Source organism: Bradyrhizobium sp. USDA 4486 (assembly GCF_054057995.1).
In genome coordinates, this window is the sequence record NZ_JBSRZV010000001.1 from 7,613,715 (window position 1) to 7,640,510 (window position 26,796).

Annotated in this window: 19 protein-coding genes and 2 pseudogenes; 10 read left to right on the top strand and 11 right to left on the bottom strand. The window is 65.0% G+C overall.

The window, feature by feature from the left end:
• Nucleotides 1–35 precede the first annotated feature (35 nt).
• Nucleotides 36–1,424, top strand: coding sequence for a C4-dicarboxylate transporter DctA (gene dctA / locus ACVWY3_RS36025; RefSeq protein ID WP_456842691.1), 1,389 nt, complete (start codon nt 36–38; stop codon nt 1,422–1,424).
• 99 nt (nt 1,425–1,523) lie between these two features.
• On the opposite strand, the gene ACVWY3_RS36030 is transcribed toward dctA, so the two are convergent.
• From ACVWY3_RS36030 to ACVWY3_RS36050, 5 genes are all read right to left on the bottom strand, one after another.
• Nucleotides 1,524–1,943: a CBS domain-containing protein gene (locus ACVWY3_RS36030; protein ID WP_456842692.1), complete on the bottom strand. Its 420-nt coding sequence runs from the start codon at nt 1,941–1,943 to the stop codon at nt 1,524–1,526.
• A 179-nt stretch (nt 1,944–2,122) separates the two neighbouring features.
• Nucleotides 2,123–2,593: an aminoacyl-tRNA deacylase gene (locus ACVWY3_RS36035; protein WP_456842693.1), complete on the bottom strand. Its 471-nt coding sequence runs from the start codon at nt 2,591–2,593 to the stop codon at nt 2,123–2,125.
• Nucleotides 2,594–2,871: 278 nt separating this feature from the next.
• On the bottom strand, nt 2,872–3,147 hold the full coding sequence (locus tag ACVWY3_RS36040) for a hypothetical protein (protein WP_456842694.1): 276 nt from the start codon (nt 3,145–3,147) through the stop codon (nt 2,872–2,874).
• 63 nt (nt 3,148–3,210) lie between these two features.
• Nucleotides 3,211–4,236, bottom strand: a complete 1,026-nt coding sequence (locus tag ACVWY3_RS36045) for an alpha/beta hydrolase (protein WP_456842695.1) — start codon at nt 4,234–4,236, stop codon at nt 3,211–3,213.
• Nucleotides 4,237–5,264: 1,028 nt separating this feature from the next.
• A complete protein-coding gene (locus ACVWY3_RS36050) occupies nt 5,265–6,365 on the bottom strand; it encodes an IS4 family transposase (protein WP_456836948.1) in 1,101 nt (366 codons plus the stop codon).
• Nucleotides 6,366–6,620: 255 nt separating this feature from the next.
• Between ACVWY3_RS36050 and ACVWY3_RS36055 the strand changes: the two genes are divergently transcribed.
• The 5 genes and pseudogenes from ACVWY3_RS36055 (at nt 6,621) to ACVWY3_RS36075 (ending at nt 16,469) form a co-directional block, all read left to right on the top strand.
• Nucleotides 6,621–8,111 carry an amidohydrolase family protein gene (locus ACVWY3_RS36055; RefSeq protein ID WP_456842696.1) on the top strand — a complete coding sequence of 497 codons (1,491 nt, stop codon included), beginning with the start codon at nt 6,621–6,623 and terminating at the stop codon, nt 8,109–8,111.
• A gap of 3 nt (nt 8,112–8,114) precedes the next feature.
• The gene (locus ACVWY3_RS36060) at nt 8,115–9,044 is read left to right on the top strand and encodes a CobW family GTP-binding protein (protein WP_456842697.1); all 930 of its coding nucleotides are present in this window, start codon (nt 8,115–8,117) and stop codon (nt 9,042–9,044) included.
• Nucleotides 9,045–9,222: 178 nt separating this feature from the next.
• A pseudogene (locus tag ACVWY3_RS36065) lies at nt 9,223–10,906 on the top strand (methyl-accepting chemotaxis protein).
• Nucleotides 10,907–11,096: 190 nt separating this feature from the next.
• The gene (locus ACVWY3_RS36070) at nt 11,097–14,399 is read left to right on the top strand and encodes a carboxyl transferase domain-containing protein (RefSeq protein WP_456842698.1); all 3,303 of its coding nucleotides are present in this window, start codon (nt 11,097–11,099) and stop codon (nt 14,397–14,399) included.
• Nucleotides 14,400–14,621: 222 nt separating this feature from the next.
• Nucleotides 14,622–16,469: a sigma-54-dependent Fis family transcriptional regulator gene (locus ACVWY3_RS36075; RefSeq protein WP_456842699.1), complete on the top strand. Its 1,848-nt coding sequence runs from the start codon at nt 14,622–14,624 to the stop codon at nt 16,467–16,469.
• Between the two features lie 174 nt (nt 16,470–16,643).
• On the opposite strand, the gene ACVWY3_RS36080 is transcribed toward ACVWY3_RS36075, so the two are convergent.
• Both ACVWY3_RS36080 and ACVWY3_RS36085 read right to left on the bottom strand, forming a co-directional pair.
• Nucleotides 16,644–17,198, bottom strand: coding sequence for a flavin reductase family protein (locus tag ACVWY3_RS36080; protein ID WP_456842700.1), 555 nt, complete (start codon nt 17,196–17,198; stop codon nt 16,644–16,646).
• A gap of 57 nt (nt 17,199–17,255) precedes the next feature.
• Nucleotides 17,256–18,353, bottom strand: a complete 1,098-nt coding sequence (locus tag ACVWY3_RS36085) for an LLM class flavin-dependent oxidoreductase (RefSeq protein ID WP_456843539.1) — start codon at nt 18,351–18,353, stop codon at nt 17,256–17,258.
• Nucleotides 18,354–18,571: 218 nt separating this feature from the next.
• Between ACVWY3_RS36085 and ACVWY3_RS36090 the strand changes: the two genes are divergently transcribed.
• The 3 genes from ACVWY3_RS36090 to poxB all read left to right on the top strand — a co-directional run bounded on the left by ACVWY3_RS36090 (nt 18,572) and on the right by poxB (nt 21,949).
• Nucleotides 18,572–19,486 (top strand): 2-dehydro-3-deoxygalactonokinase, encoded by a 915-nt coding sequence (locus ACVWY3_RS36090; RefSeq protein WP_456842701.1) that lies wholly within the window; start codon nt 18,572–18,574, stop codon nt 19,484–19,486.
• A gap of 13 nt (nt 19,487–19,499) precedes the next feature.
• Nucleotides 19,500–20,132 (top strand): 2-dehydro-3-deoxy-6-phosphogalactonate aldolase, encoded by a 633-nt coding sequence (locus tag ACVWY3_RS36095; RefSeq protein ID WP_456842702.1) that lies wholly within the window; start codon nt 19,500–19,502, stop codon nt 20,130–20,132.
• An 80-nt stretch (nt 20,133–20,212) separates the two neighbouring features.
• On the top strand, nt 20,213–21,949 hold the full coding sequence (gene poxB / locus ACVWY3_RS36100; protein ID WP_456842703.1) for a ubiquinone-dependent pyruvate dehydrogenase: 1,737 nt from the start codon (nt 20,213–20,215) through the stop codon (nt 21,947–21,949).
• Here poxB and ACVWY3_RS36105 read toward each other — a convergent pair.
• Together ACVWY3_RS36105 and ACVWY3_RS36110 are read right to left on the bottom strand one after the other, a co-directional pair.
• Entirely contained in the window at nt 21,946–22,311 is a 366-nt protein-coding gene (locus tag ACVWY3_RS36105; protein ID WP_456842704.1) for a hypothetical protein, read from the bottom strand. The two genes, poxB and ACVWY3_RS36105, sit on opposite strands and share 4 nt — an antisense overlap.
• Before the next feature lie 68 nt (nt 22,312–22,379).
• A pseudogene (locus ACVWY3_RS36110) lies at nt 22,380–23,290 on the bottom strand (PaaI family thioesterase).
• A gap of 130 nt (nt 23,291–23,420) precedes the next feature.
• Between ACVWY3_RS36110 and ACVWY3_RS36115 the strand changes: the two are divergent.
• Nucleotides 23,421–23,732 (top strand): hypothetical protein, encoded by a 312-nt coding sequence (locus ACVWY3_RS36115; protein ID WP_456842705.1) that lies wholly within the window; start codon nt 23,421–23,423, stop codon nt 23,730–23,732.
• A gap of 185 nt (nt 23,733–23,917) precedes the next feature.
• On the opposite strand, the gene ACVWY3_RS36120 is transcribed toward ACVWY3_RS36115, so the two are convergent.
• Both ACVWY3_RS36120 and atzD read right to left on the bottom strand, forming a co-directional pair.
• A complete protein-coding gene (locus ACVWY3_RS36120; protein ID WP_456842706.1) occupies nt 23,918–25,387 on the bottom strand; it encodes an amidase in 1,470 nt (489 codons plus the stop codon).
• Between the two features lie 106 nt (nt 25,388–25,493).
• On the bottom strand, nt 25,494–26,603 hold the full coding sequence (gene atzD / locus ACVWY3_RS36125; protein WP_456842707.1) for a cyanuric acid amidohydrolase: 1,110 nt from the start codon (nt 26,601–26,603) through the stop codon (nt 25,494–25,496).
• Nucleotides 26,604–26,796 lie beyond the last annotated feature (193 nt).

A 26,796-nucleotide genomic window follows, 5' to 3' on the forward strand; every position in this document is an offset into this window, starting at 1 on the left:
GTTGCTGAAAAAAATAAGCACAGGGAGAAATGAAAATGCGAATCGAAGCGTCGGTTGCGGGCTCGTCCCGTGAAACACGAAAGCCGTTCTATCAAATTCTCTACGTTCAGGTGCTGATCGGACTCGTGCTGGGTATCACCATCGGCCATTTCTGGCCCGAATTCGGCGCTGCGCTGAAACCCCTGGGAGACGGGTTCGTTAAACTGGTCAAGATGATGATCGCGCCGATCGTGTTCTGCACGATCGTCAGCGGCATCAACAGCATCAGCGACTCCCGCGAGATCGGCCGCACGCTGGTCAAATCCATGGCGCTGTTCTATTTGCTGACCGCGCTCGCGCTGCTGGCTGGCTTCGCCGCCGTGATGCTGATCCAGCCGGGTGTCGGCATGCACGTCTCCGTCAGCACGCTGGATCCGTCGGTGGCTGCGAAATATTCCAAGCAGGCGGCCGTGTCCGGCTTTGCCGATTTCCTCCTCCACATCATCCCGCACTCGTTCTTTGGCGCTTTCGCCGACGGCGAAGTGCTGCCTGTGCTGCTGGTCTCCATCCTGGTGGCGTTTGGTCTGAGCCGTGCCGGCGATGGCGGTAGCGCGGTGATGAAGGGGATCGACTCGTTCTCGCAGGTGCTGTTTGCGTCCTTCAGCTTCGTCATGAAGCTTGCCCCGCTCGGCGCTTTCGGTGCGATGGCATTCACCGTCGGCCGATACGGCATCCATTCGATCGGCTCGCTCGGGCTTCTGATCCTGACATTCTACCTCGCCTGCTCCGTCTTCGTTGTCGTGGTGCTCGGGACGCTGGCGTGGGTGAACGGCTTCAGCCTGTGGAAGACCATGCGCTACTTCAAGGAGGAGCTGCTGATCGTGCTCGGCACGTCGTCGTCGGAGCCAGCGCTGCCTGGCGCGTTGCGCAAGCTCGAACAACTCGGCTGCCAGAAGGGTGTGTCCGGACTTGTGCTTCCGATGGGCTATTCGTTCAATCTCGACGGCAGCGCGATCTACCTCACGCTCGCCTCGATGTTCATCGCGCAGGCCTGCGACATTCACCTGTCGTGGGGGCAGATCGCGGCGATGCTCGGGCTGATGTTGCTGACCTCCAAAGGCGCGGCAGGGGTAACCGGCAGCGGGTTCGTCGCCCTCGTTGCCACGCTGACAGTCATGCCGGACCTGCCGGTGACCGGCGTGGCGCTGCTGATCGGCATTGACCGTTTCATGTCGGAAGCGCGGGCGCTGACGAGTATGATCAGCAACTGCGTCGCCAGCATCACGGTTTCGCTCTGGGAGAATGCCTGCGATCGCGAGGTGCTGGCCCGTGAACTCGATCAGGACGGGCCCACCTTGAAGGCCGCCTTGGATTCGGCCGCCGGTGTGGTGGACGTTGCGCAAGACTGCCGTCCGTGGATTTCGACGACTCAGTCGGCCGCTTGATTCCTCGACCTTCTGCGACACCACACGATGAGCGCATGGCCCGGGCTCCCCTCAACGCCTGTTCGAGCGGCGATCGCGAGGAGAGCCCTGGCCGCAAGTTCAGTGATGCGCCGCAACGCTCCTGACGGTCTCGGTGAGCATGTCACCCGACGCGGAATGGCCGACGTCACCCAGGCTGATGATGCCGACCATCCGCTTGCTCTTGTTGATCACCGGCAGCCTGCGGACCTGCAGCTTCTCCATATGATGCATCGCCTTGGCGAGGTCATCGTCCTCGCGGCAACAATGGATGCCCTCGGTCATCACGTCGCGCGCCGTGGCGCGGCCGGCATCGAAGCTGTGGCTCGCGAGCCCTTTGCAGACGATATCGCGGTCGGTCACCATTCCGACCAGCTTGTCGTCCTCGCCAATCGGAATGCAGCCGATGTCATGGGCCCGCATCAGTTTGGCAAGCTCGGTGATCGGGGTGTCGGGGCTGACCCAGTCGACACCCTTGTGCATCACGTCTTTGACTTTCATGGCGGCCTCCTTTCGTGGGTTGCAAGTGCGTCAATGCGATGCAGCGCTACTCCCATCTTCCGAACTCCGACCGGACAGGCGCTGACACTCCCGCCGCCAACCTGCTGAACAGTATGGCGGCGAGCTCGCGGCCAGAGTTCCCGCCCAGGCTCGCAAGGGCCATGGGCGGCGCACGATCCTCAGTCATGCGCGCTGAAGCGCCCGTGCGGTGCGTTGGCCGTCATGCGTGCAAACTGCGCGTGACCCATATGAAGCAGCGTCTCGTGATCGCCGGCTTCCATATAGACGTCCGGCTGTGCCTCGATGCTGTCGTCGACGATGATATCCAATCCGTAGCATTTGCCGACGGCAGGAACTGCGCCGTGTGCACAGTCGCTGAACAGCCGATTGATCTCGGTTTCATTGGCCATGTGGACATTGTCGCCGAGGCTGGTCCTCAGGTCCGACAGGCGGAGGTGATGCGATGCGGGCAAGATCGCCAGCATGTATCCGCCGTCGCGCCGCAACACGATGCCCTTGGCGAGGCGGTCGCCCGAGATGTGGCATGTCTGGGCCGTTCGAGCGGACGTCATGCTGAGTTCGTGCGGGATCACCTCGTACTGGATGTTCTCAGCGGCTAGGTATTTCTGGAGCGTGGGAGCAATGGCCATGGCATCACCTCCGATGCAGAATGGAAACCATCCACCGTGAGGTCGACCTTGCAGACTCTTGCCAAACGATGGGCGGCTGCCTGACTAGAGGCCCAACATAGGTCTTCCATCCGCAAGCTGCAATTCATCATCGTTGACCAACTTCGTGGCGAGATCGTTTGGTCATCGTCCTGTCCGGCGCTTGAGAATATGCGGATGCCGCACGCGCCTCCTTTTCGAACTGGCTCTGGCTGCGCTCCGCTTGAGCGCAAGAGGTCTCGTCGAAATTATGAAGCATTTCAATCAGATGAGAGGCTGCGACTTTCCTCTGAGCGGATCGCCAGCCCAATCCTAAGCCATTGCTGTGGCAGATGGTTCATCCGCGTCCCGGCGAGCCGCTCTCCATGCCGCAGTTCGACCGCCTGCGCGCGCTGCTCTTTCCGGAGATCCGCATCCGGCAGATTGCCCTGCCTCTCGACCACGCGCCCGAGGCCGATCCTTCGGACCGGACGCTTGCAGTCATGGACCTGCATCAGGAGCAGCTCGCGCGCAGTCTGGGCGGGGTATCGCATCATTCGCGGCGTCGCCGGATCGGGCAAGACCCTGATCCTTGCGTTCCGAGCCGAGTACGTGGGCTCTCACGCCGTCGTGCTGTCGATCGAGCGGCGGATCACCCGCAGGACTTCGGCGTTCGAAAGAAACAGATCGTGGTTGATGATGCCCCAGCCCTCCTGGGAGGCATCGACCACGCGTACGCCGAGCCGCTGAATGACATCCTTCTCGGCGGCGCCGACCCTGGTCATTCCACCTGCGATTTGGCCCGACAGCGCGAGTGCGCGATCGTTCGTCGCGGCGATGACGGTGATCTTGCCGGCGAGCGGGCCGATGCGGTGGATTGCCGATGAGAACACGTCCATGTCGATATCGGGCGCGGCAAACACGACCGCGCCGATCTTGCTCGTCACCGTGTCGCCGTATCGCGCATGGAGCTGACGCAGGCTTTCGAGCGTCAGCATGGTTCCCATGCTGTGCGCAACGATATGCACGCGGCCGCCGCCTGGGGCCGACACGAGCGCGGAGAGCACGCGCTCGAAATCGTCGCGAGACCACATCCCGCTGTCGCGATCATAGGCATAGTCGAACAGGCCTGCCTTGGAAGGCCAGGAGAATGCCATGGTCCGTCCGCGGAACCTGATGCCATCGGAGAGATGGGCGGCGTCCAGCACCGCGGTCTCGAATGTCTGCTTGAAGCCGTGCACATAGATCAGCACGTCCCCTCCGCCAGTCTGCGTAGCGAGATCGGCCGCGTCGGCCGACACCGGTTCGATCCGATCGAGGCGCCAATCGCCGAGTCCCACCGAGGCGAGCGACAGGCGGCTTTCGTCCGGCGCCACCAGCTTTGCCTTCGCGACCGTCATGGCGGTCGCGCGCTCCGGCCCAAACCATGGTTTGGTGCGGCCGCCGTTCACGGGCTTGCGCGTGGTGGTGACAAGCAAGGTGGGGTCGACGGAGAGGGACGAGGCGTCAAATCGCGCGCCGGTGGCGCCCAGGCCGGCGCATCCGCCGAGCGCGAGGGCACTCCCTGCCGATACAAATCCGCGGAGGAGAGCGCGGCGCGAAACAGAATGACGGGAATCGCGTTGCAGAGGATGTCGGACGATCACACGGAACCCCAGGGAACTTTGCCCACCGTAAGCCGCCCCGCCCGTCTCCCTGAATGACAATGCGGGCGAGAAGACGGCAGAGCTGTGTCGCGGCCCTTCAGTGGTGGTCTCCGGTCGATTGCCGGATCAGTCGATGACGTCAATCGAATGGAGCTTACACCAGTCGCGCAATGCCCGCTTCGCCGCCTCATTCTCGTAGGCGTGCTAGCGATCGATCGCACCTCGTCGCGCGAGCAGCGACTTGAATTTCGGATCGGCGCCCCGTTTAACTCCGGGCCTCATAGGCCTGCGGTAGGAAACACCCGACGGTCAGAACACCCCAATCCGCTGTCAATCCCCTCTCGTCAAAAGATATTCCACTTTACCGAAATTCGGAATTGTCGTATGTGTCGGCCATCTCGGCCCACCAAAGGGGCGGTCGTACGTCGTTTCGAACGCGGGCTGGGAGTTGCGGTGGACGCGGGCGGCGTTAAGGCGGTTTCGCGCGTGCAGGGCGAGATGAACCTCGTGAGCATGGCGCGAACCGCGAAGACGGACGGCGCCCAATGTCTTGCGAAGCCTCTTGGCGACGCATGAAAGCCTGCGTACGGCGAAACCGCGTGGTCCTGGCCGTCGTTGCTACGGTCAAGCCCTGGCGAAGGCGTCATCGCGTCAACCGGCGCGTTGCCGTGCATTTCGCGAGGGCGAGGGAGGCCAGAAGGAACTCGGCTCCCGGGAGAGCGCGCATAAGCCGTCAAACCATCGCGCAGGGAAGGCCTGGTTTCGGCTGCCCTGTGTCTCCCCTGTGCATTGCGTGTGCATTCGTTCAGCGCAGGGGTTTCGTGGGTGCCAGCTGGCGCCCGGTCTTCCCCATAGGCGTTAAGGTAGCGCAAGCATTGATTGATATTGACGTTTTCGGGGAGGCTCGCGCAGGTGCCGCCCGAGCGCTCGCTTACTGCGGCGCAAGCGGCGGATGGTTGGTTGTGGAATGATTGCTTGCAGCAAGGATGCAACGAGTTGTTGCAAGATACGCCAACCGCCAGGTGTCGTCAGGCGGCCTGCTTCCAGTGGGGAGAGTCCTCGAAGTCGCGGACAAGCGGCTCGAGCAGCAGGATAATCAAGAGGTGAGCCAGCAGGTAGGGCTTCGCCGAACGCTGATCAGTTCCAGGCGGTGTCTTGAGACCAATCAGGCTTTTCAGTCGCTTGAAGCCAAGTTCGATCCGCCATCGCAGTCGATAGAGTGCAAGCACATCCTTGGCGGAGAACTCGTCCCGTGCGAGCGACGTGACCAGAATGACCCAATCCGCGGCTTCCAGAGTCCCTTTGGAGATGATGCGGTTTTCGTCTCGTGCGTCTCGCCGAGCTTTACGACGCGAAGCCGCGGCCGCACCGGTGGGCTTCTTGACCGCAACCAGACGCATAGCCAGAGGCGCCCCGTCCTTGCGTTTGATCCAAATCCTCCGATCGATCAGTCCGCGTGCCTTTGCCGCACGCAATTGGGCCATCAGATCGAATGGAAGGCCTTGGGCATCAAGCCAGCGCGCGTTCTTCCAGCCTGCTCGGATCAGAACGTCGGCACCAGCCGCGCGGACAGCCGCGATGCGGTCAGGTTGCAGATAAGCGCGGTCAGCAATGCGGATCTCGTTCTTGACTACTGGTATCCGGTCAAACGTTTCGCCCTCTTGCTGATCCGTTAGCTCGAAGTGACCAAAGCGCTCACTTGGCAGATCAAATGCACTATGAAGCCGCCAAAGCTCACTGCTCCTGCGGGCAGTCGGCCCGGCCTGAGGTACTGTCGTCGCATCGACGATGCGGATCAGGCGGCCTCGGCTCGCCTTCGGCGCTGCCGCATCGAGCAAGCTCTCCACCAGCACTGCAAACCAATCGCCACATTGACGCAGGCGATAGAACAACGCCACGCTGCTGAGGTCCGCAAGGCCAACAGAAGCCGCCCACGCAGCTGTCGATCTCAATCCTCTTTCCCCTAAACAATAGGCCAGCATCAGCCGAAGCAACGCCACCGCGTCTGGAATTTGGCGCCGCCGCGCGAAAGCCTTCGTCTGGCGCGCGCTTATCTCAAGCTGCTCAGCCCCACCCAGCTGCGCAACCACTCTCGTCCAGTCCTCATTTAGAAGCGATTCGTCTGCCATGCCCCTTGGAATCACGTGTGATTCCAACACTCAAGAATAAACTTAACGCCTATGCGGTCTTCCCTGCGCCCTTTTTTCGAAGGGGTGAAGCGAAAAGCACAGCTCGGGCAAACCATGCCGCGAGACTGCAGGCGCATGTCCGACACCCACCTGCCAAATGATCTCCTATCCGAGCATGATGCATCGGCATCGAGGAGGGTGGTCGTTGTTCCCGGAATCTGCCTTGATGCTGTTTCAGCGCGGAGGAGTTTTGACATGAGCGGCTTGGTGATCTCTGGCGGCCGGGTGGTGGATCCCGCGAGCGGGATGGATGCCATTGGCGATGTGGCGGTGGTGGACGGCAAGATCGCCGCGGTCGGCACAGGTCTCGGCGGCGCCGAGCGGGTGATCGACGCCAGCGGCCTCGTGGTCGCCCCCGGCTTCATCGATCTGCATGCCCATGGCCAGTCGATCCCGGCCGACCGCATGCAGGCGTTCGACGGCGTGACGACCACGCTTGATCTGGAGGCCGGCGTGCTGCCGGTCGGCTCCTGGTATGACCGCCAGGCGCGCAAGGGCCGCGTGCTGAACTACGGCGCCGCCACCAACTGGGCCTTTGCGCGCATCGGCGCGATGACGGGCTCCAATGCCGAGAGCTCGCTCGAGGCGTTCGGCAACGCGATGCGCGACCGCCGCTGGATGGACAATGTCGCAACCGACGTGGAGGTATCAGGCATTCTCGAGCGCCTCTCGCGCGGCCTCAACGAAGGCGGCATCGGCATCGGCATTTTGAACGCCTATGCGCCGGGCGCCGGCGTGCAGGAGCTGACCGCGGTCTGCCAGCTCGCCGCCAAGCAGAACGTGCCGACCTTCACCCAGGTCGCCTACATGTCGCGCATCGACCCGGAAAGTGCGGCCGAGGCCTATATCCGCCTGATCGGCTATGCCGGCGCCACCGGCGCGCATATGCACATCTGCCATTTCAACTCCTCGAGCAAGACCGACATCGAGCGCTGCCGCATGCTGGTCGAGAAGGCGCAGGCCCAGGGCCTGCCGATCACGGTCGAGGCCTATCCTTACGGCACCGGCTCGACCGTGCTGGCCGCCGCCTTCTTCAGCGATCCGCAATTCGTCGAGCGCAACGGCACCGGCTACGACTCGGTGCAGCGCGTCACCGACGGCTATCGCTTCAACGACCGCGAGGAGCTCTTGAAGGCGCAGGCCGAGGAGCCGTCCTCGCTCGTGCTCTGGCACATCCTCGACACCGAGAACAATGCGCATCACCGCGACCTGCTCGACATGTCGGTGCTGTATCCCGGCGGCGCGATCGCGTCGGATGCGATGCCGTGGACGACGTCGGATGGCAAGACCTACACCGGCGACGCCTGGCCACTGCCTGACGATGCCACCTCGCATCCGCGCTCGGCCGGCTGCTTCACAAAATTCATCCGCGAATGGGTGCGCGAGCGCAAGACCGTGTCGCTGCTGGAAGGCGTGCGCAAATGCGCGCTGATCCCGGCGGAGATCCTGTCGCAAAGCACGCCCGCAATGCGCGCCAAGGGCAGGCTCGATAGGGGCGCCGATGCTGACATCGTCGTGTTCGACTACGAGAAGCTCTCGGACCGCGCGACCTTCACGGCGATGAACCGCCCGTCGGAAGGCGTGCGGCATCTAATCGTCAGCGGCCAGCCGCTCATCACTGACGGCGTGCTCGATGTGGCCGCGCGGCCCGGAAAACCCGTGCGCCGACCAATGGTCGAGGGCTGACCCATGCCGGTCCCCATTCTCTTGGTGACGGGCTTTCTGGGGGCCGGCAAGACCACGGTCGTCAATCACTTGCTGGCGAACGCGGAGGGACGGCGAATCGCCGCCGTGGTCAACGATTTCGGCGCGATCAACATCGATGCGGAGCTGATCGCGGGTGCGAGCGACGGCGTGGTCAACCTTTCCAATGGTTGCATCTGCTGCTCGCTCCAAGGCGATCTGTTGCGTACGCTCGCGACGCTGCTGCGGCGCGATCCGAAGCCGGAGTACATCGTCATCGAGACCAGCGGCGTCGCCGATCCCGCCGACATCGTCCGTAACCTGATGGACCCCGTGATCCTGCGCGAGGCGCCGCTGGAGACCGTGCTCTGCGTGATCGACGCGGCGACTCCGCCTCGAGCGCTCGAAGACGCTCTTCAGCGCTCGCAGCTGCGCGTCGCCGATATCGTGGCGCTGAGCAAGCTCGATTTGGCGGACGAGGGCGCCGGCGCGCGAATGCGCGAGGCCATCCGCGCACAGCGCGTCCCCGCCGTGGTGGTCGATGCGAGCCACGGCGAGATTCCGTCCGCGCTGCTATTCCCGGCGACCCAGGATCGTGTGCCCGCGCCGCGCGATCCAGGGCCGAAGCGCCCGGCAGAGGAGCGGTTCGAGACGCTGAGCTGGACCTCCGAGCAGCCGCTCTCGCTGCCGCGCTTGCAGCAGGCGATCGGCCGGCTCGCGCCCAAGCTTGCGCGCGCGAAGGGCCTGTTCGAGACGATCGAGCAGCCCGGCCGGATGATGGTGTTCCAGTTCGCCGGCGGCCGCGCCACGCTCGCGCCGGGCGATGCACCCGCGGAAGGCGTGCCGCGATCGCGGATCGTCTTCATCGCCGAGCTCGGCGTGCTCTCGAAGGCCGAGCTCGACCGGATCATGGAGACATGCGTTGCGGTCGGATAGCGCGGATCGCGTCACGCGCGGGCGTCAGGTGAACTCGCGACCTCGCCGCAAAAGGCAGCTCCCGCGGAATGCGGCCATGTCACTCCGCCTCGGGCGACGGGAACCCGAATGTTTAGAGCTTTGCTAAGGGAGCCGGGATAAATTGGCATATCAGCCCTCTTCATTCGTGCGAGCACCGATGATTTTCTCCCGCATCAGTTTCAAGCTGGTCCTGATTGTCGGCATCAGCCTTCTCGGTATGATCGCGATGGCGCCAATCGCGCTGTCGACCCTGCGCAGCCAGATGATCGCCGACCGCCAGGCCAAGACGCAGCACATGGTGGATGTCGGCTACGGCATCCTGGCGCACTACCAAAAGCTCGAGAGCGACGGAAAGCTCTCGCGCGAGCAGGCACAGGCCGGCGCAATGGCCGAGATCAAGAGCTTGCGCTACGACAAGGTCGAGTATTTCTGGATCAACGACATGACCCCGAAGATGGTCATGCATCCGATCAAGCCCGAGCTCGACGGCAAGGATCTCTCCGCGATGAAGGACCCCGCCGGCAATGCGCTGTTCCTCGGCTTCGTCGATGTCGTCAAGAAACAGGGCGCGGGCTTCTATGGCTATCTCTGGCCGAAGCCCGGCTTCGACCAGCCGGTCGGGAAAATCTCCTATGTGAAGGGCTTTGCGCCCTGGGGTTGGATCATCGGCACCGGCATCTATCTCGACGACGTCGACGCCGTGTTCCGGCAGGACGCGACGACGTTCGCGCTGGTGTGCCTTGCGGTGTTCGCGCTCGTGCTCGGCGCCTCCTTCGTGATCGGGCGCAGCGTCACCAAGCCGCTGGCGAAGATCACCGCGCTGACCGAACGCCTTGCCGGCCGGCGACAGCGCCTTCGATGTGCCCTATACCGATCGCCGCGACGAGGTCGGCGGGCTCGCCAAGGCGCTCGCCGTGTTCAAGGACAATGCGTCGGCGGTGGGCCGGATGCATGCCGAGCAGCAGGAAGCCAAGCAGAAGGCCGACGACGAGAAGCGCAAGACCATGGCCGATCTCGCCGGCAAGTTCGAGGCGAGCGTGCAGGCCGTGGTCCGCGACGTCTTCAATGAGGCGCGCGCGATGCAGCAGGCCGCGCAGGGCATGTCGGAAACCGCGAACAAGGCGACGGACCGCGCCAGCTTCGTCGCCACCGCCTGCCAGCAGGCCTCCAGCAACGTGCAGACGGTGGCCTCCGCCGCCGGCCAGCTGTCGTCTTCGATCACCGAGATCAGCCAGCGCGTCGCGCAGGCAGCGAGCGTCGCCGACAAGGCTGCCGCCGACGGCCAGCGCACCAACGACACCGTGCAGGGGCTCGCCGCCGCCGCGCACAAGATCGGCGAGGTCATCGACCTCATCAACCAGATCGCCTCGCAGACCAATCTGCTCGCGCTCAACGCCACCATCGAGGCGGCGCGTGCGGGCGAAGCCGGCAAGGGTTTTGCGGTGGTCGCCAGCGAAGTGAAGTCGCTGGCGAGCCAGACCGCGAAAGCGACCGACGAGATCGGCGCGCAGATCGCCGCGATCCAGGCCGAGACCAACCAGGTCGTCGGCAACATCGACAGCATCCGCAAGACCATCATGGAGGTCAACGAGATCTCCTCCTCGATCGCGGCTGCCGTCGAGGAGCAGGGCGCCGCGACGCAGGCGATTGCCCACAGCGTGCAGGAAGCTGCCTCCGGCACCGACCAGGTCTCGCAAAACATCTCCGGCGTCACTGATGCGACGGCGGAAACCGGCCAGGCCGCCGGCCTCGTGCTGCAATCGAGCGGTCGGCTGACTCAGAAGCTGCAATCGCTGGAGAACGAGGTCAGCGCCTTCGTGGCGGGCGTGCGGGCGGCTTGATGCGGCGCCAGTCGCGTCTGCCGTGGCGCGGATTATTCACCGCGTGGCGGCGCGTGCGGGCCATTGATATTCCGGAGGGCGGGACCCGACGTCCGACCGGCTTTCCAGCCCTTGACGGCTGCGGCTAAAGTGAAGAAGCAGGATCATCGAACCTGCCGACCCGCGGCCCGCGCGGGCATGGAGACGCCGCATGTCGTTCAAGAAACTCCTGATCGCCAATCGCGGCGAGATCGCGATCCGCATCGCGCGCGCGGCGGCCGATGCCGGCATCGCGACGGTCGCGATCCATCCCGCTGACGATGCGCTGTCGCTGCATGTGCGCGTCGCCGACGAGGCGGTCGAAATTCCTGGCCGCGGCGCGCGGGCTTATCTCGACACCGACGCTGTCGTGAAGGCGGCGAAGAACGCAGGCTGCGATGCCGTGCATCCCGGCTATGGATTCCTCAGTGAGAATGCCGCGTTCGCGAAAGCCTGCGCTGACGCAGGGATTGCCTTTGTCGGACCGAAGCCGGCCGCGCTGGAGCTGTTCGGCGACAAGATTGCGGCACGGCAACTTGCAAAGCGCTACGGCGTGCCGATCATCGCAGGTACCAGCGGCCCGTCGTCGCTGGAGGAGGTCACGGCATTCTTCGAATCCCTCGGCAAGGGCGCCGCGATCGTGATCAAGGCGATGGCCGGCGGCGGCGGGCGCGGCATGCGCGTGGTGGAGAAGGCGTCTGATCTTGCGGAGGCCTATGCCCGCTGCCGGTCCGAGGCCAAGGCGGCGTTCGGTCTCGACGGCGTCTACGCCGAGCGACTGGTCCGGCAGGCGCGCCATATCGAGGTGCAGATCATCGGCGACAAGCACGGCGCGATCTCCCATCTCTGGGAGCGCGAATGCACGATCCAGCGCCGCCATCAGAAGCTGATCGAGGTCGCGCCGAGCCCCTCGCTCAGCGAGGGTTTGCGCGGCCGTATCATCGAGGCGGCGAAGCAGCTTGCGGCAGCTGCGGCTTACGACAATCTCGGCACCTTCGAGTTCCTGGTCGATGGCGCTGCCGAGGACAGCTTTGCCTTCATCGAAGCCAATCCGCGGCTCCAGGTCGAGCACACCGTGACCGAAGAGGTGCTTGGCCTCGACCTCGTCCGGGCCCAACTCGCGGTCGCAGCCGGCAGCACGCTGGCCTCGCTCGGCCTTGCGCAGAGCGCGATCTCGAAGCCGCGCGGCTATGCCATGCAGCTCCGTGTCAACATGGAGACGCTGGACGAAACTGGCGCGACCCATCCGACCGGCGGCGTGCTCGCCGTGTTCGAGCCGCCGTCCGGACCCGGCGTCCGCGTCGATAGCTTTGGCTATGCCGGCTACAAGACCAGCGCCGCCTTCGACTCGCTGCTGGCAAAAGTCATCGTGCACACACCGGGCGAAGCCTGGCATGATGTTGTCGCAAAGGCCTCGCGCGCTTTGCGCGAGTTCCGGATCGACGGCGTCGTCACCAACATCGCCTTTCTGCAGGCAGTGCTGGCGCATCCCGATTTCAGGACCAACCGGATCGCGACCGACTTCATCGATCGCAACATCGCAAAACTGGTCGAAGCGGCCGATGGTGCCGCAAAGCCGCTCTATTTTGTGGCGACGGAGCGCAGCGGTCACGGCGCGGAAGCGCATATCGCGCAAATCGTGCCCGAAGGGTCAGTGATGGTCGCAGCGCCCCTGCAGGGCACCATCGTCACCGTCCAGGTGAAAGAGGGCGAAATCGTCCGACCCGGCCAGCAGCTCGCCGTGATCGAATCCATGAAAATGGAGCATCTCGTCATGGCGGAGCAGGGCGGTCGCGTGACAAAACTCGTCGCCGGCGACGGCGTCACGCTGATGCATGGCGAGCCGATCCTGTATCTGGAGCCGCTCGACGTTGCGGCTGACAGCACGGCGGCGGAAGCCGACATCGATCTCGACCGTATCCGTCCTGATCTCGCCGAGCTGATCGCGCGCCAGGCCAACACGCTCGATGCGAACCGCCCCGCCTCGGTCGAGCGCCGCCGCAACACCAACCAGCGCACCGCGCGCGAGAATGTTGACCAGCTCGTCGACGATGGCTCGTTCATGGAATACGGGAGTCTTGCGATCGCCGCCCAGCGCCGTCGCCGCAAGCTCGACGATCTCATCAAGAACACGCCGGCCGACGGCCTCGTCATGGGCATCGCCACCGTCAACGCAGAGAAGTTCGGACCCGAAGGCGCGCGATGCATCGTCGTCGCCTATGACTATACCGTGCTCGCGGGCACGCAGGGCCACATGAACCACAAGAAGATCGACCGCATGCTCACGCTTGCGGAAGACTGGCGCGTGCCGCTGGTGTTTTACGCCGAAGGCGGCGGCGGCCGTCCCGGCGATACCGACCGGCTCGGCATGACCGGCCTCGACGGCCCGTCCTTCGTCCAGTTCGCCAAGCTCTCCGGCCTCGTGCCGGTGGTCGGTGTCGTCTCCGGCTATTGCTTCGCCGGCAACGCCGCGATGCTCGGTTGCTGCGACGTCATCATCGCCACCAAGAACGCCTCGATCGGCATGGGCGGTCCCGCCATGATTGAGGGCGGCGGCCTCGGTGTCTATCATCCAGCCGAGGTCGGGCCCGTTACATTCCAGTGCCCGAACGGCGTCATCGACATCCTGGTCGCGGACGAGGAGGAAGCGACGCGTGTCGCGCAAAAATACCTGTCCTATTTCCAGGGCGCGGTGACGGAGTGGGAAGCCGCCGACCAGCGCCTGCTTCGCCGCGCCATCCCGGAGAACCGTTTGCGCGTCTACGACATCCTCAGCGTGATCGACCTCGTCGCCGACAAGGACAGCGTGCTGGAGCTGCGCCGCGACTATGGTGTCGGCATGATCACCGCATTGATCCGCATCGAAGGCAAGCCGTTCGGCCTCATCGCCAACAATCCGCGCCATCTCGGCGGCGCCATCGATGCCGACGCCGGCGACAAGGCCGCTCGCTTCCTCCAGCTCTGCGATGCCTTCGATCTGCCCATCGTCTCGCTCTGCGATACGCCCGGCTTCATGGTTGGCCCCGAGGCCGAGAAAACCGCGATCGTCCGCCATGTCTCGCGCATGTTCGTGACCGGTGCGAGCCTCACCGTGCCCTTGTTCGGCATCGTGCTGCGCAAGGGCTATGGCTTAGGGGCGCAGTCGATGATCGGCGGAGGCTTCCATGCCTCGTTCTTCACCGCGGCCTGGCCGACCGGCGAGTTCGGCGGCATGGGTCTGGAAGGCTATGTCCGCCTCGGCTTCCGCAAGGAGATGGAGGCGATCGCCGACCCCGAGGAGCGCGAGACGTATTATCGCAACAAGGTCGCCGAGCTCTATGCCAACGGCAAGGCGGTCTCGATCGCCTCGGTGTTCGAGATCGACAACGTCATCGACCCCGCAGAGACACGGCGCTGGATCATGGCCGGCCTGCGCTCGGTGCCGAAGCCTGCGCCGAGGACGGAGAAGAAGCGGCCGTGTATCGACACGTGGTGAGGGCGGTGCAGCAATTTTGATTGTGCCGCGGCCGTTGCTCCAGCAGTCATTCCGGGGCACGCGCAGCGCGAACCCGGAATCTCGAGATTCCGGGTTCGATGCTTCATCGCCCTGGAATGACAGCTCGAGACAGCGCGCCACTCGGTCGTTCCCGGTTCCCGATTGACATCCCCGCCCGTGCTGCCAGACTTTGCACAACAATACAGGGTGGAGACGTCCGCGATGGCCAGCTTATCGGCCTCGAACCATGTCGCCCGTGTTCTATCCGTCGCCAATCATGTGGCCGACGTCGATGCCTCCTCGCGTATCGCCAATTCCTGGCGGCGCTGCCTGATCAGCCACAAGCTCGATCCCGCCCGCCAAGGCCCGCCGCAGACGCTGACCGAGGCCGAGATCCGTCACGTCGCAGAACCCCTGGAAGAGGTGATCAGGCTCGCGACGCCGGAGCTCGACGATCTCGCGCGCGTGCTGCGCGATGCCGGCTACTGCGTCAATCTGGCTGACGCGAATGCGACCATGCTGTTCAGCCGCCTGCCCGGCGAGGCCGACGCAAAAATGTTCCTGGACTGGAAGATCTACACCGGCTCCAACTTCGCCGAGACCTTCGAGGGCACCAACGGGCTCGGCACCGCGCTTGCGGAGAAGAAGCCCATCCTGGTGCATCGCGACGAACATTTCCGTGCGCAGTGGCACATGTTCTCCTGCGCGGTGGCGCCGCTGTTCGATCAGGCCGGGCGGCTTGCCGGCGCGATCAACATCACCTCCTGCCGCGAGGATCTCGAGCGCGCCGCGCATCAGCTCGCGCTGGCGGTGACGATGGAGGCGACGCGGCGGATGGAGGGCGCGATCTTCCGCGGTCATTTCCGCAATGCCTGGATCGCGACCGTGCCGGGCGACGGACTCATCGCCTATGACGATGACCGCCGCATCGTGGGCGCCTGCCGCTCGGCGCGTGCGCTGCTCGGTCTCACCGATGGCATGATCGCATCCGGCATCGATCTGTCGCGCTATATCAAATTCGATCATCACGCCGCGCATAACGCGGACGAACGCGTCGAGCTGCGCCGCGCCGACGGCAGTGCATTAGGTCAGGGCCATATCGCGCCGCCGCTACGTACGAGGTCGCCTGTTCCGCGCCGCGATGTGCCTGCGGACCGCTTCGACGCGCTGAACCGGCTCGCCGGCCGCGATCCCGGCCTGGTCAAGAGCGTCAAGCGTTTGCGGAGCATCGGCGATCACAATCTGCCGGTGCTGCTGCATGGCGAGACCGGCGTCGGCAAGGACGTGTTCGCGCGCGCCATTCATGCCGCGAGCAACCGCGCGCGCAACAATTACGTTGCACTGAACTGCGCGGCAATGCCGGAAAGCCTGATCGATGCCGAGCTGTTTGGCTACGAGGCCGGCGCCTTCACCGGCGCGCGGCGCGACGGCTCGAAGGGCCTGATCGTACAGGCCGACGGCGGCACGCTGTTCCTCGACGAGATCGGCGACATGCCGATCGCGCTGCAGACGCGCTTGTTGCGTGTGCTGGAGAACCGCGAGGTCTGGCCGCTCGGCGCGCGCAGGCCGGTGCCGGTCGACATCCGCCTGATCAGCGCCACCCATCGCGATCTTGGTCGCATGGCGGAGGAAGGCGCCTTCCGTCCCGATCTCTATTTCCGCCTGCGCGGCATGGAGGTGCGGCTGCCGGCCTTACGCGATCGCGCGGACCGCGACGATATCATCCGCCAGGTCGCGCGCGAGGAAGCGCCGAACTGCCGCCTGTCGGATGACGCCTGGTTGTTGCTCACGGCGTATCCCTATCCCGGCAACATGCGCCAGCTCCGCCATGTGCTGCGGCTTGCCGGTTGCACGGCGGAGGACCGCGTCATCACGGATGCGGATCTGGATCTGCCGCCGTTCGGCGGCAGAGCCGCGGGGACCGATCTTGCGGCAGCCGAGCGCGCGACGATCACCGATGCGCTCCGCAAGCACGGCGGACGCGTGACGGAAGCAGCGCGTGCCCTAAAACTCAGCCGCGCGACGTTGTACCGCAAGATCAAGCAGCTGAAGATCGAGACGACGCGGTAGCGCCCCTCTTCCCCTCTCCCCTTGTGGGAGAGCGTGGCTCGCCGCGAAGCGGCGAGACGGGTGAGGGGTATATCTCTCCGCGAATCCAACTCTCACCCGAATTTGCGGAGAGATACCCCTCATCCGGCGCTACGCGCCACCTTCTCCCACAAGGGGAGAAGGGAAGGAGCGCCTTTACGAAAAATCCGTCCAGCTCAGATGCCGCGAATCGAGATCGCCGGCTGTAACGGTCTCGCGGATTTCCTGCGGCGTGTGGAAGCTGCTGCGCAAGTAAACGAGCGGTGTGGCGGTCGCCGAATGCGTTACACCGCGCACCTCGCCGACGAAGATCGAGTGCGTCTTGGTCTCGAACTCCTGCGCCAGCACGCAGTCGAACGCGGCGACCGCGTCGGTCAGCACCGGTGCGCCGGTCACCCCGCGCGTCCACTGGCCGAACGCAAAACGGTCATCGCCGTTGACGCCCTTCTGGCCGCTGAAGGTCAGCGCCAGTATCGCGTGATCCTCGTGCAGGAAGTTGATCGCGAAGGCGCCTTCCTCGCGGATGCGGGCGTGCGCACTTGCGTTTCGGTTGACACAGACGATCAGCGACGGCGGATTGTCGGACAGTGAGCAGGCCGACGTCACCGTCAATCCCGTGCGCTTGCCGTGCTCGGCGCCGACCGTGACCAGCGCGACCGCGCCGGCGCACTGCCGCATCGCCTGCTTGAAATCCTTTGCGTCGACGCTCACGCGGAAATCTCCGAAATGAAAGCGGGTGCGGCACGATCGCGCCGCACCCGTATCGGGTCAAGCTGCCTTGCGCGCGGAGCCGAGATGCGTCAGGCGCGGCATCACCTCGTTCTTGAGCAGCGAGAGGGAATGGTGCCAGGCTTCGGCCTTGTGCTTGTAGTCGAAGCCGAACACCAACAGCACGCCGAAGCCGCCGACTTCCTCGTAGATCTTCTCGATCTTCTCGGCGACGGTAGCGGGCGAGCCGACAATCCAGTTCCGCTTGGCGCAATATTCGACGGTGACGTCGCTGTCGGGCACGTCAGGGGCGTGCTTGAGATAGTCCTTGAAGCCGAAATGCCCGAGCAGCGGCAGGAAGTATTCGTGCATCATCCGGCCCATCATGTCACCGGTCGAGAGCTTCCAGGCCTCCTCGTCGGTGTCGGCGACGAACACCTCGCGCACCAGCCGCCAGTCCTGCCGGTTCGGCTTGCGACCGGTCTTGGCCGCGCCGATTTCCACGGAGTCCCAATGGCTGCCGACATAAGCCGGGTTGAGGTTGAGGCTCATAGGGATGAAGCCGCGCTCGCCGGCGAGCTTCAGCGTGTCCGAGTTCTTCGACAGGCCCGCAACGCCGATCGGCGGATGCGGGGCCTGCAGCGGCTTGATGTGCGGCTTCAGGAAGTCGAACATCGTGTCCGGCTTGGTCACCGTCCAGTATTTGCCCTTGTGGGTGAACGGCGCGGGCTCGGTCCAGAGCTTCAGGATGATCTCCAGCGCCTCGCGGGTCATGTCGCGGTTCTGCCCGCTCATGCCGTCGACGTTGAACATCGCCCAGTCGCTCGGCAGGCCGCTCGCCGCGACGCCGAAATTGAGCCGGCCCTCGGACATGTGGTCGAGCATCGCGACGCGGTTGGCGAGCTCGGCCGGGTGGTGATAGGGCAGCAGGAAGCCGCCCGGCCCGATGCGCAGGCGCTTGGTCTGCATCAAGGCCTGTGCGATCAGGAGGTCCGGCGTGGGATTGGGTTCCCAGGGGGCGGTGTGGTGCTCGCCGACCCAGGCTTCCTGATAGCCGAGCTCGTCGAGCCAGCGCATGACTTGCAGGTCCCAGTCGTTTCCTTCCTTCAGGCCGCACTCTGGCGGATGCGAAGGCATCGTGAAATAGCCGATCTCCATGGGTTTCCTCATCTGATATTGACGCGTCTTGCTGCGCGGTTCACGGATGTGAGTGGAGAGGCTTCAGCAAGGCGTGTGCCAGCGCGGCCCGCGCCTCAGACCTGCGATAAAACACTGGTTCGCGGCCGCAATAGCCGATATCCCGGGGCGGATTTGCAAGCGTCCGTCTCATCGTCGCGAGACGCCGTCTTGCCGGTGAGACAAGGATGCGCGCCACAATGACCGAACCCGCTTTTGTCGCGGTGGACTGGGGCACCAGCAGTTTTCGCCTCTGGCTGGTCGATCGTGCCGGCCAGGTGCTGGCCGAGCGCCGCAGCGGCGAGGGCATGCTGGCCGCAGCCAGAACCGGGTTTGCCGGCGTGCTGCAATCGCATCTTGCCGCAGTCGAGGCGCCCGCTCGTCTGCCCATTCTCGTCTGCGGCATGGCCGGCGCAAAAACCGGCTGGATCGAGGCCGGCTATGTCGACACGCCGGCGCCGCTCGCGGCCATCTTGAAGCAGGCCGCGCGCGTGCCGGGTGAGGCCCGCGACATTCGCATCCTGCCTGGCATCGCCCAGCGCGACGCAAGCGCGCCGGACGTGATGCGCGGCGAAGAGACGCAACTGCTCGGCGCGCTTGGCCTCGATGCCGCCGGCGAGGCGCTGGTCTGCATGCCCGGGACCCATTCGAAATGGGTGCGGGTGAAGGACGGTACGGTCGTCCACTTTTCCACCTTCATGACTGGCGAGCTCTTCAGCGTCGTTTCGCGCGAGACGATCCTGTCGCTCGCGGTGGCCGGCGCCGGTGACGCCGAGGACGTTGCGAGCTTCGAGGCCGCCGTGAAAGCTGCTTACGAAGCTCCGGCCTTCGCCGCCAACCTTCTGTTCACCGCGCGCTCGCGTCAGCTGCTGTTCGGCGGCACGCCGGCTGCGGCGCGCGAAACGCTGTCGGGCACGCTGATCGGTGCCGAGCTGGCGGCGGGGCTTTCGGGCGCTCTGCCGAACGCCGGCATCACGTTGATTGCGTCGGGGCGGCTGGCAGCGCTGTATCGCCACGCTTTCGATGCATTGTCGGTGACCGTGCGGCCGGTCGATGCGGACGAAGCGGTCCGCCGCGGCCTGTCCATGGCCGCCGCGGCGATCTGGACGACGTAGAGGGATTTTTCAGATGAGTATACCTTTTCCATCGATGCAGCGTCCGCTGGTCGCGATCCTGCGCGGCGTGAAGCCGGAGGAGACCGAGCTCATCGTCGGCGTGCTGATCGAGGCCGGCATGACCGCGATCGAGATTCCCCTGAACTCGCCCGATCCGTTCCGTTCGATCGCAACCGCCGTGAAGCTCGCGCCGGCCGGCGTGCTGATCGGCGCCGGCACGGTGCTCGCCGCGCAGGATGTCGATCGGCTCAACGACGTCGGCGGCAAGCTGATGGTCTCGCCCAATGTCGATGCTGACGTGCTGGCGCGCGCGCATCAGCACGGGATGGTGACCCTGCCCGGCGTGTTCTCGCCGACCGAGGCGCTGCTCGCGGCGCGCTCCGGCGCATCGGGCCTGAAATTCTTTCCGGCAAGCGTGCTGGGTGCCTCCGGCGTTGCTGCGATCCGCGCCGTGCTGCCTGCGGGTGTGATGATCGCCGCCGTCGGCGGCGTCTCCGACCAGAATTTTGCCGAGTACATCAAGGGCGGCGTGACTGCGTTCGGACTCGGCTCCAGCCTCTACAAGCCCGGCATGTCGGCCGCCGACGTCGCGGCGCGCGCAAAGGCGACGATTGTGGCCTATGATCGGGCGATTGCGAAAGACTGAGCGCGCAATAAACAAGCCGTGATGCCGTCACCGCCCCGCGTTATCCTATCTTGCTGCATCAGCGAGATCAGGAGACCGACATGGCGATCAACAACGTGGCCGATCTGTTCGTGGCAACGCTCGAGCAGGCCGGCGTCAAGCGCATCTACGGCATCGTCGGCGACAGCCTGAACGCGCTGACCGAGGCGCTGCGCCGCCGCAGCACTATCGAATGGATCCATGTCCGGCACGAGGAGGTCGCGGCCTTCGCCGCTGCTGGCGAAGCCGAGATGACGGGAAGCCTCGCAGTCTGCGCGGGCTCCTGCGGTCCGGGCAATCTGCATCTTATCAACGGCCTGTTCGATGCGCATCGCAGCCGCGTCCCCGTGCTGGCGATCGCGGCGCAGATTCCGACCGCCGAGATCGGCGGCGGCTATTTCCAGGAGACCCATCCGCAAAACCTCTTTCGCGAATGCAGCCACTATTGCGAGCTGGTCTCCGATCCGAGCCAATTGCCTTATGTGCTGGAGAACGCCATCCGCGCGGCGGTCGGCCTGCGCGGCGTCGCCGTCGTTGCCATGCCCGGCGACGTCGCTTTCCGCGCGCCGCCAAAGCGTGCACTGTCGACGACGCGTGGCCTCGCGTTGTCCGCACCGAAGATCGTGCCGCAGGCCGATGAGCTGAAGGCGCTGGCCGATCTCCTCAACGGCGCCGAGCGCATCACGCTGTTCTGCGGCCGCGGCTGCGCCGGCGCGCACGCGCCGCTGATGCAATTGGCCGAAGCCCTGAAGAGCCCGATCGTGCATGCGCTCGGCGGCAAGGAGCATGTCGAATACGACAACCCCTACGATGTCGGCATGACCGGCTTCATCGGCTTCTCCTCGGGCTACGCCGCGATGCATGCCTGCGACGCGCTGGTGATGCTTGGCACCGATTTCCCCTACAAGCAGTTCTTTCCGACCGATACGAAGGTCGCGCAGATCGACATCCGCCCGGAAAATCTCGGCCGCCGCTGCAAGATCGATCTCGGCCTCGTCGGCGACGTCAAGCTGACCATCGAGGCGCTGCTGCCGCTGCTCAAGACCAAGACGCAGCGCCGGCATCTCGACGATGCGATCGCGCACTACAAGAAGGCCCGCGAAGGCCTCGACTCGCTCGCCAAGGGCACCCCCGGCAGCAAACCGATCCATCCGCAATATCTGGCCAAGGTCATCAGCGACCACGCGTCCGACGATGCCGTGTTCACCGCCGATGTCGGCACGCCCACGGTATGGGCCGCGCGATATCTCGACATGAATGGCCGCCGTCGGCTGATCGGTTCGTTCGTGCATGGCTCGATGGCCAATGCGATGCCGCAGGCGATCGGCGCGCAGGCCGCGCAGCCGGGACGGCAGGTGATCTCGCTCTCGGGCGACGGCGGCTTCACCATGCTGATGGGCGATCTGATCACGCTGACGCAGATGAAGCTGCCGGTAAAGGTGGTTGTTTTCAACAACGGCGTGCTCGGCTTCGTCGCGCTGGAGATGAAGGCGGCCGGCTTCGTCGACACCAATGTCGACCTGGAGAATCCGGACTTCGCGGCGATGGCGCGCGCGATGGGCATCTTCGCCAAACGCGTCGAGGATCCTGGCGAGCTTCCGGGCGCGATGAAGGAAATGTTGGCGCACAACGGGCCGGCGCTGCTCGACGTCATCACGGCGAAGCAGGAGCTGTCGATGCCGCCGACCATCACGCCCGAGCAGATCAAGGGCTTCAGCCTCTGGGTGCTGCGCGCGGTGATGAACGGCCGTGGCGACGAGGTGCTCGACCTCGCCAAGACCAACCTGCTGCCGCGCTAACCGCGCTTTGCCGAAGGCAATGGCAGCCGTTCGTGGCGGCGCTGGAAGCGTTGCCAGTGCAGCACGAGGCCGATCAGCAAGGCTGGCAGAAAGCCGAGCGCGATCAGGAAATGCGGCAGCTGCGTCGGCGAGATGAAGGCCATGGCGATGTCGGAGATCAGCCAGAGCGCTGCGAACATCACCGCGAAATCGGTGCGCGGGCAGCGCAGATAGTAGAATACCGCGGTGATGACGATGGCGGGCCCGATCGCAATGCCGATCATCACCGCCGTCAGCTCTTTTGGCGTCAGCGCATCGAGCACCATCGCTGCCAGCAGCCAGAGCGCGGCGAACATGGCGACGATGTCGAGCGGATGCCGCAACTCAATACCTCTCGCAGGAAACGTGCTATCGTTGTGGTCCGGCCCCCTGCCGTCAAGGGAAAATACGACTATTCCTCGTCACTTCCAGGCGTCGGCCGCAGCATGAAATGGCCGAAGGCGGTGGCGATCGGCTTGTCCGCATCGTCCTGCCAGGCCCGCGCCTCGAAGGCGACGATGCGGCGGCCCTGCTTCACGATCGAAACATTGGCAATGCTGTCGAGCGCGCGGCCGGAGCGTAGATAATTGACGGTGAGCCCGATCGGCTTGGGCAGCGCAGCGGTGCCGAGCTCGCGCGTCACGCCGACAATCGCGGTGGTCTCGAGAAAGGCGCCAGTCATGCCGCCATGGATCGCGGGCAGGATCGGGTTGCCGATGATTTTTGGCGAGAACGGCATCGTCAGCGTGCCGTCGTCGTTGATACGGATGCCGAGGCAACGCGCGAACGGGCTGCTTGCGAACGGGCCGTCCGGATCATCCGGCGCCTCCAGCGTCGGGATGTTGCGCGCATCCATCCTGCGGTCGGCGAGCATGTTGGTGCGGTTGGCCCCGATCATGAAGCAGGCGGTTGCGGTCGCGACCGGATCGTCCTCGGATTCCTGATAGGCTGTGGAGCGCACGAGAAGGCGATCGAGCGCGTGGTGCGGTAGCAGACCGAATGCGCCTTGATGTCGAGGCCCGGCGTTGCCGGCTTCTGATAGTCGATGCGCAAGTCCAGGGTTGCGATCGCGCGTGTGCCGTCGAGCGCAAGTTGCACGGCCATGCCGCAGCTCTCGTCCAGCATCGCGGTGACGACGCCACCATGCAGCACGCCGGTCTCGGTGTCGCCCACGAAGACGGGCCGGTAGGACAGGCTGGACCAGGCCTCGCCCGGCGCAAAGCGATCGAGCTGAAGCCCGCTGATATGGCCGTAATCGGAACGGCGCCCCCGGATGGCCTCAGCGAGTTCCTCGAAGGGGAGAGTGGTCGGTAGAGTGGACATGGTGATGTTCTAGACCAGCGCCGCGCGCGGTGCAAAACCGGAACAGGCTGCCGGAGGGCAGTTGGGCCTCGACAGGGCGGACGGAAGCAACGATGGTGGGCATCCGTTCGACCAGCCGCAAGGAGCGCCCATGACCGACCCCGAAACGCCCGCTCAGGGGCCCGTCACCATTTCGAGCTCCAGTTCGGAGCGCGCGCCGATCATCTATTTCGACGGCGCCTCCTGCTTTGGCCATCACAACGGCGCGATCCAGATCGAGCTCGCCGCGAACCTGTTGATGCCGGTCGGCGCCGCGGTCAGGGTCGATGTGGTTCAGACCGCACACCTGCGTTGCAGCGTCGCCGCAGCGCTGGCGCTGCGCGAAGCGCTCGACAAGGCGCTCGCGATGTACAAGCAGGGTCAGCAGCAGCCGGCGGAGGACATTCCGGCGGTGAAGAACTGACGACGCGTTCTTGGAGATCGTGTTCGGGCCTTCATGGTTCGCGACGCGCCGCAACGCGGCGCTCCTCACCATCAGGGGTCTTAACATCTCGCCGCGAAACAAGTCCTCATCCTGAGGGCTCGCGAACGGCGGGCGTCTCGAAGGATAGCCGCAAGCGCGGGGCTTACGAAACAAACAGGCCTGCGTCAGCCTACATGCACCTTCGGCTTCTTGCCGCCGTTCCACTTGCCGTCGAGCGCACGTTCGATCTGGGCGGCGAGTTGCAGCAGGAGGCCGTCATTGGCCTGCTTGGCGATCGCCTGGATGCCGAGCGGCAGGCCGTGGTCCTGCGCTGCCATCGGCATCGAGATCGCCGGCATGCCGCAGAGGTTGGCGAGCGGCGTGAAGGCGAAGAAGCGCCACAGATTGCCGAACCAGTCGAGCACGTCGGGATTGTCGGAGATGGTGAGATATTCCTTCGTGCCGACCTTCGGCGTCGGCAGCGCCGTGATCGGCGTCAGGATCACGTCCCACTGCTCAAAGAACGCGCCGAAGCCGCGCGAGGTCGTGTTGAACACGGCCTGCATCTTCGCGCGCTCGGCGAAGCTGGTGTGACGGCCGGCCTCCCAGATGCGGATGTTCATGGGCTCGATCAGATCTTCCGGCGGCTTTTCCAGCCCGCGTGCGGCGAGCATGTTGGAGATCACCACCGCAAAATTGCTGATGTAGCAGGTGGTCTGCGCGGCGAAAGCAGCGCGGAAATCGAGCTCCGGCAGCGCGTACTCGACGTGATGGCCGAGGCCTTCGAGGAAACGGCCGCTCTTCTCCAGCTCGGCGGCGATCTCGGGCGTCGCGGTGTAATCGCCCCAGGTGTGCGACAGCGCGATGCGAAGCTTGCCGGGATCGCGCTTGATCATCTCCGAATAAGGCTGCGCCGTGGTCCAGAACGGCATGAACTCGCCGGGCGCGGGCCCGCGGGCGTGATCGACGAAGGCGGCGGTGTCGCGCACCGAGCGCGACTGGCAGCCCTGGATCGAGACGAGGCCGGTGAGGTCTGACATGTGCGGCGCCAGCGAGAACACGCCGCGCGAGACTTTCAGGCCGATATTGCCATTGACGCCGGCGGGAATGCGGATCGAGCCGCCGCCGTCGGTCGCATGCGCGATCGGCACGACGCCGGCCGCGACCATCGCCGCGCTGCCGGCCGACGAGCCACAGGTGGTGTAGTCGGTATTCCAGGGATTGCGCGTGACATAGACCGCGGGATTGTCGGCCGAAGAGCACACGCCGAATTCCGGCGTCGTGGTGCGCCCGATCAGGTTCAATCCCGCCTGGCGAAACTTGCCGGTGAGGAACGTGTCGGCCGCGGCGCGGTTGCCGCGCATCAACAGCGAGCCCATCTCCTGCAGCCGGCCCTTCATGGTCGGACCGAGATCCTTCATCAGGAACGGCAGGCCGGCAAACGGACCGGCGAGATTGGCGCCGTCCTTGGCGGGATCGGCGATCACGTCCTCGAACAGCTCGACCACGCCCGACAGCGCCGGATTGACCTTGGCGACGGCAGCGGCCGCCTGACGGGCCAACTCCTTCGCCGTCAGCTCGCCCTTGCGGACGCGCGCCGCAAGTCCGACGCCGTCATGCTGCGTCCATTCATTCCAGCTCATCGGCAAAGTCATAAAGTCAGATCCCTCAAGGTGTGGCGTCACCTTTTTCGCAAGGGCCAGCGTGAATCAACTGAGCCGCCGCGAGGGGCAGGGTTGCGCCGAGCGGAGAGGTGGCCGCTCAATGGGAGAGCCGCGCTATCGCCGCAACCGGGCCGCCGCCCGCGGGTCCCTGATGCTCGGCGCCGCCGGAGACGTAGACCGAGCCGGTGCCGGCAAGGCCGGCGATCAGGCCGCCGACCGCAGCGCGGGCGTGGCGCGTCGAGCTGATGTCGGTATCCTCGAGCATGGTGTGGCGGAAACCGCGCACGGCGCCGTCGGGTGAGGCCTCGGCCTTGGCGAAGATGTTGACGAGCTCGCGGTTCGCAGCAACTTGCGGTGCGACGCCAAGCCCAACACTCGTCAATGCCGATATTACAGCCGGGGCATCGATCGCATCTCTCATCACGGCATGTCCGATCTCGAAATCGCTTGCGGAGCTTCCCGAATTGCCGAGCACAATGACGACGTTGTGCATCAGCTCGATGCCCGACGAGGTCGAGGCGACGTTCGAGAACAAATCGTAGCGCCGCAGCACGTCCTCATCGCGAATGTCGGAAGCGATCTCGCCGAGTGCGACGGCAACCCCGAGCGCGGAGGCGCCGCGCGAATAGGCCATCGAGCTGTAGGCGCTCGTCGTCGCCGTCTTGTTGCCGCGCGCATTTGCCGCCTCGACCCGTTCGCTGGTGAGCAGCGGGCATTTGATCTGGACGAAATGGACATCGGCGGCATCGTTGATGCCGGCATCCGCCATCGCGGCTTTCACGGCCTTGGCCGTCTCCGTGATCTGCGCGGCGCGGCCAAGCTCTTCGGGGAGGAAATCCCGCGTGTGCGCCATCCCGATGCTGAGCCGCTTGCCGGAGAGGCTTGCCGGCCGCTCAGCCTCGCTACGCGTGAACACGGTGATATGCGGGCTGAGCACGCCTTCGGTGCCGCCGGACATCACGAAGGCGATGCGCTGCTCGACCGCCTCTGGCGACAGACTGAGCCTTGGCGCCAATGCCGTGCACAGTGCGGCGACAGCATATTCCCGCGTAAAATCGTTGACGCCGCCATTGCCCTCGGTCTTGCCGAGGATGGCGAGGACGGATGTGGGGTCGATCGCGCCGGAGTCGATCATGGCCATCAGGCCGGAGACGTCGCCGGGGCCGGTGGTGGCGATCTTGAAGACGCCGACCGCAGTGGTCCGCATGATAGTCCTCGTGTGGAGTTCGGTCGTCCGGCGAGTCCACCAGCCGTGGAACAGCGGCTTCTGTCAAGCCACAAGCGGTGCGTTGGCATCCCCACGATTGTGGCGAGATCGCATCGGTCTGGCAAAAAAACCTCTGTCGACGGCCCTCCGCCGCACCTTGATGAATCAACCTCGGTTGGTCCATAAGCGGCGT

Bases quoted from the DNA above. Each gene is read 5' to 3' on its own strand.
- dctA (WP_456842691.1), top strand. From the start codon at position 36: ATGCGAATCGAAGCGTCGGTTGCGGGCTCGTCCCGTGAAACACGAAAG.
- ACVWY3_RS36030 (WP_456842692.1), bottom strand. From the start codon at position 1,943: ATGAAAGTCAAAGACGTGATGCACAAGGGTGTCGACTGGGTCAGCCCC.
- ACVWY3_RS36035 (WP_456842693.1), bottom strand. From the start codon at position 2,593: ATGGCCATTGCTCCCACGCTCCAGAAATACCTAGCCGCTGAGAACATC.
- ACVWY3_RS36040 (WP_456842694.1), bottom strand. From the start codon at position 3,147: ATGATGCGATACCCCGCCCAGACTGCGCGCGAGCTGCTCCTGATGCAG.
- ACVWY3_RS36050 (WP_456836948.1), bottom strand. From the start codon at position 6,365: ATGGCAGACGAATCGCTTCTAAATGAGGACTGGACGAGAGTGGTTGCG.
- ACVWY3_RS36055 (WP_456842696.1), top strand. From the start codon at position 6,621: ATGAGCGGCTTGGTGATCTCTGGCGGCCGGGTGGTGGATCCCGCGAGC.
- ACVWY3_RS36060 (WP_456842697.1), top strand. From the start codon at position 8,115: ATGCCGGTCCCCATTCTCTTGGTGACGGGCTTTCTGGGGGCCGGCAAG.
- ACVWY3_RS36070 (WP_456842698.1), top strand. From the start codon at position 11,097: ATGTCGTTCAAGAAACTCCTGATCGCCAATCGCGGCGAGATCGCGATC.
- ACVWY3_RS36075 (WP_456842699.1), top strand. From the start codon at position 14,622: ATGGCCAGCTTATCGGCCTCGAACCATGTCGCCCGTGTTCTATCCGTC.
- ACVWY3_RS36085 (WP_456843539.1), bottom strand. From the start codon at position 18,353: ATGGAGATCGGCTATTTCACGATGCCTTCGCATCCGCCAGAGTGCGGC.
- ACVWY3_RS36090 (WP_456842701.1), top strand. From the start codon at position 18,572: ATGACCGAACCCGCTTTTGTCGCGGTGGACTGGGGCACCAGCAGTTTT.
- ACVWY3_RS36095 (WP_456842702.1), top strand. From the start codon at position 19,500: ATGAGTATACCTTTTCCATCGATGCAGCGTCCGCTGGTCGCGATCCTG.
- poxB (WP_456842703.1), top strand. From the start codon at position 20,213: ATGGCGATCAACAACGTGGCCGATCTGTTCGTGGCAACGCTCGAGCAG.
- ACVWY3_RS36115 (WP_456842705.1), top strand. From the start codon at position 23,421: ATGACCGACCCCGAAACGCCCGCTCAGGGGCCCGTCACCATTTCGAGC.
- ACVWY3_RS36120 (WP_456842706.1), bottom strand. From the start codon at position 25,387: ATGACTTTGCCGATGAGCTGGAATGAATGGACGCAGCATGACGGCGTC.
- atzD (WP_456842707.1), bottom strand. From the start codon at position 26,603: ATGCGGACCACTGCGGTCGGCGTCTTCAAGATCGCCACCACCGGCCCC.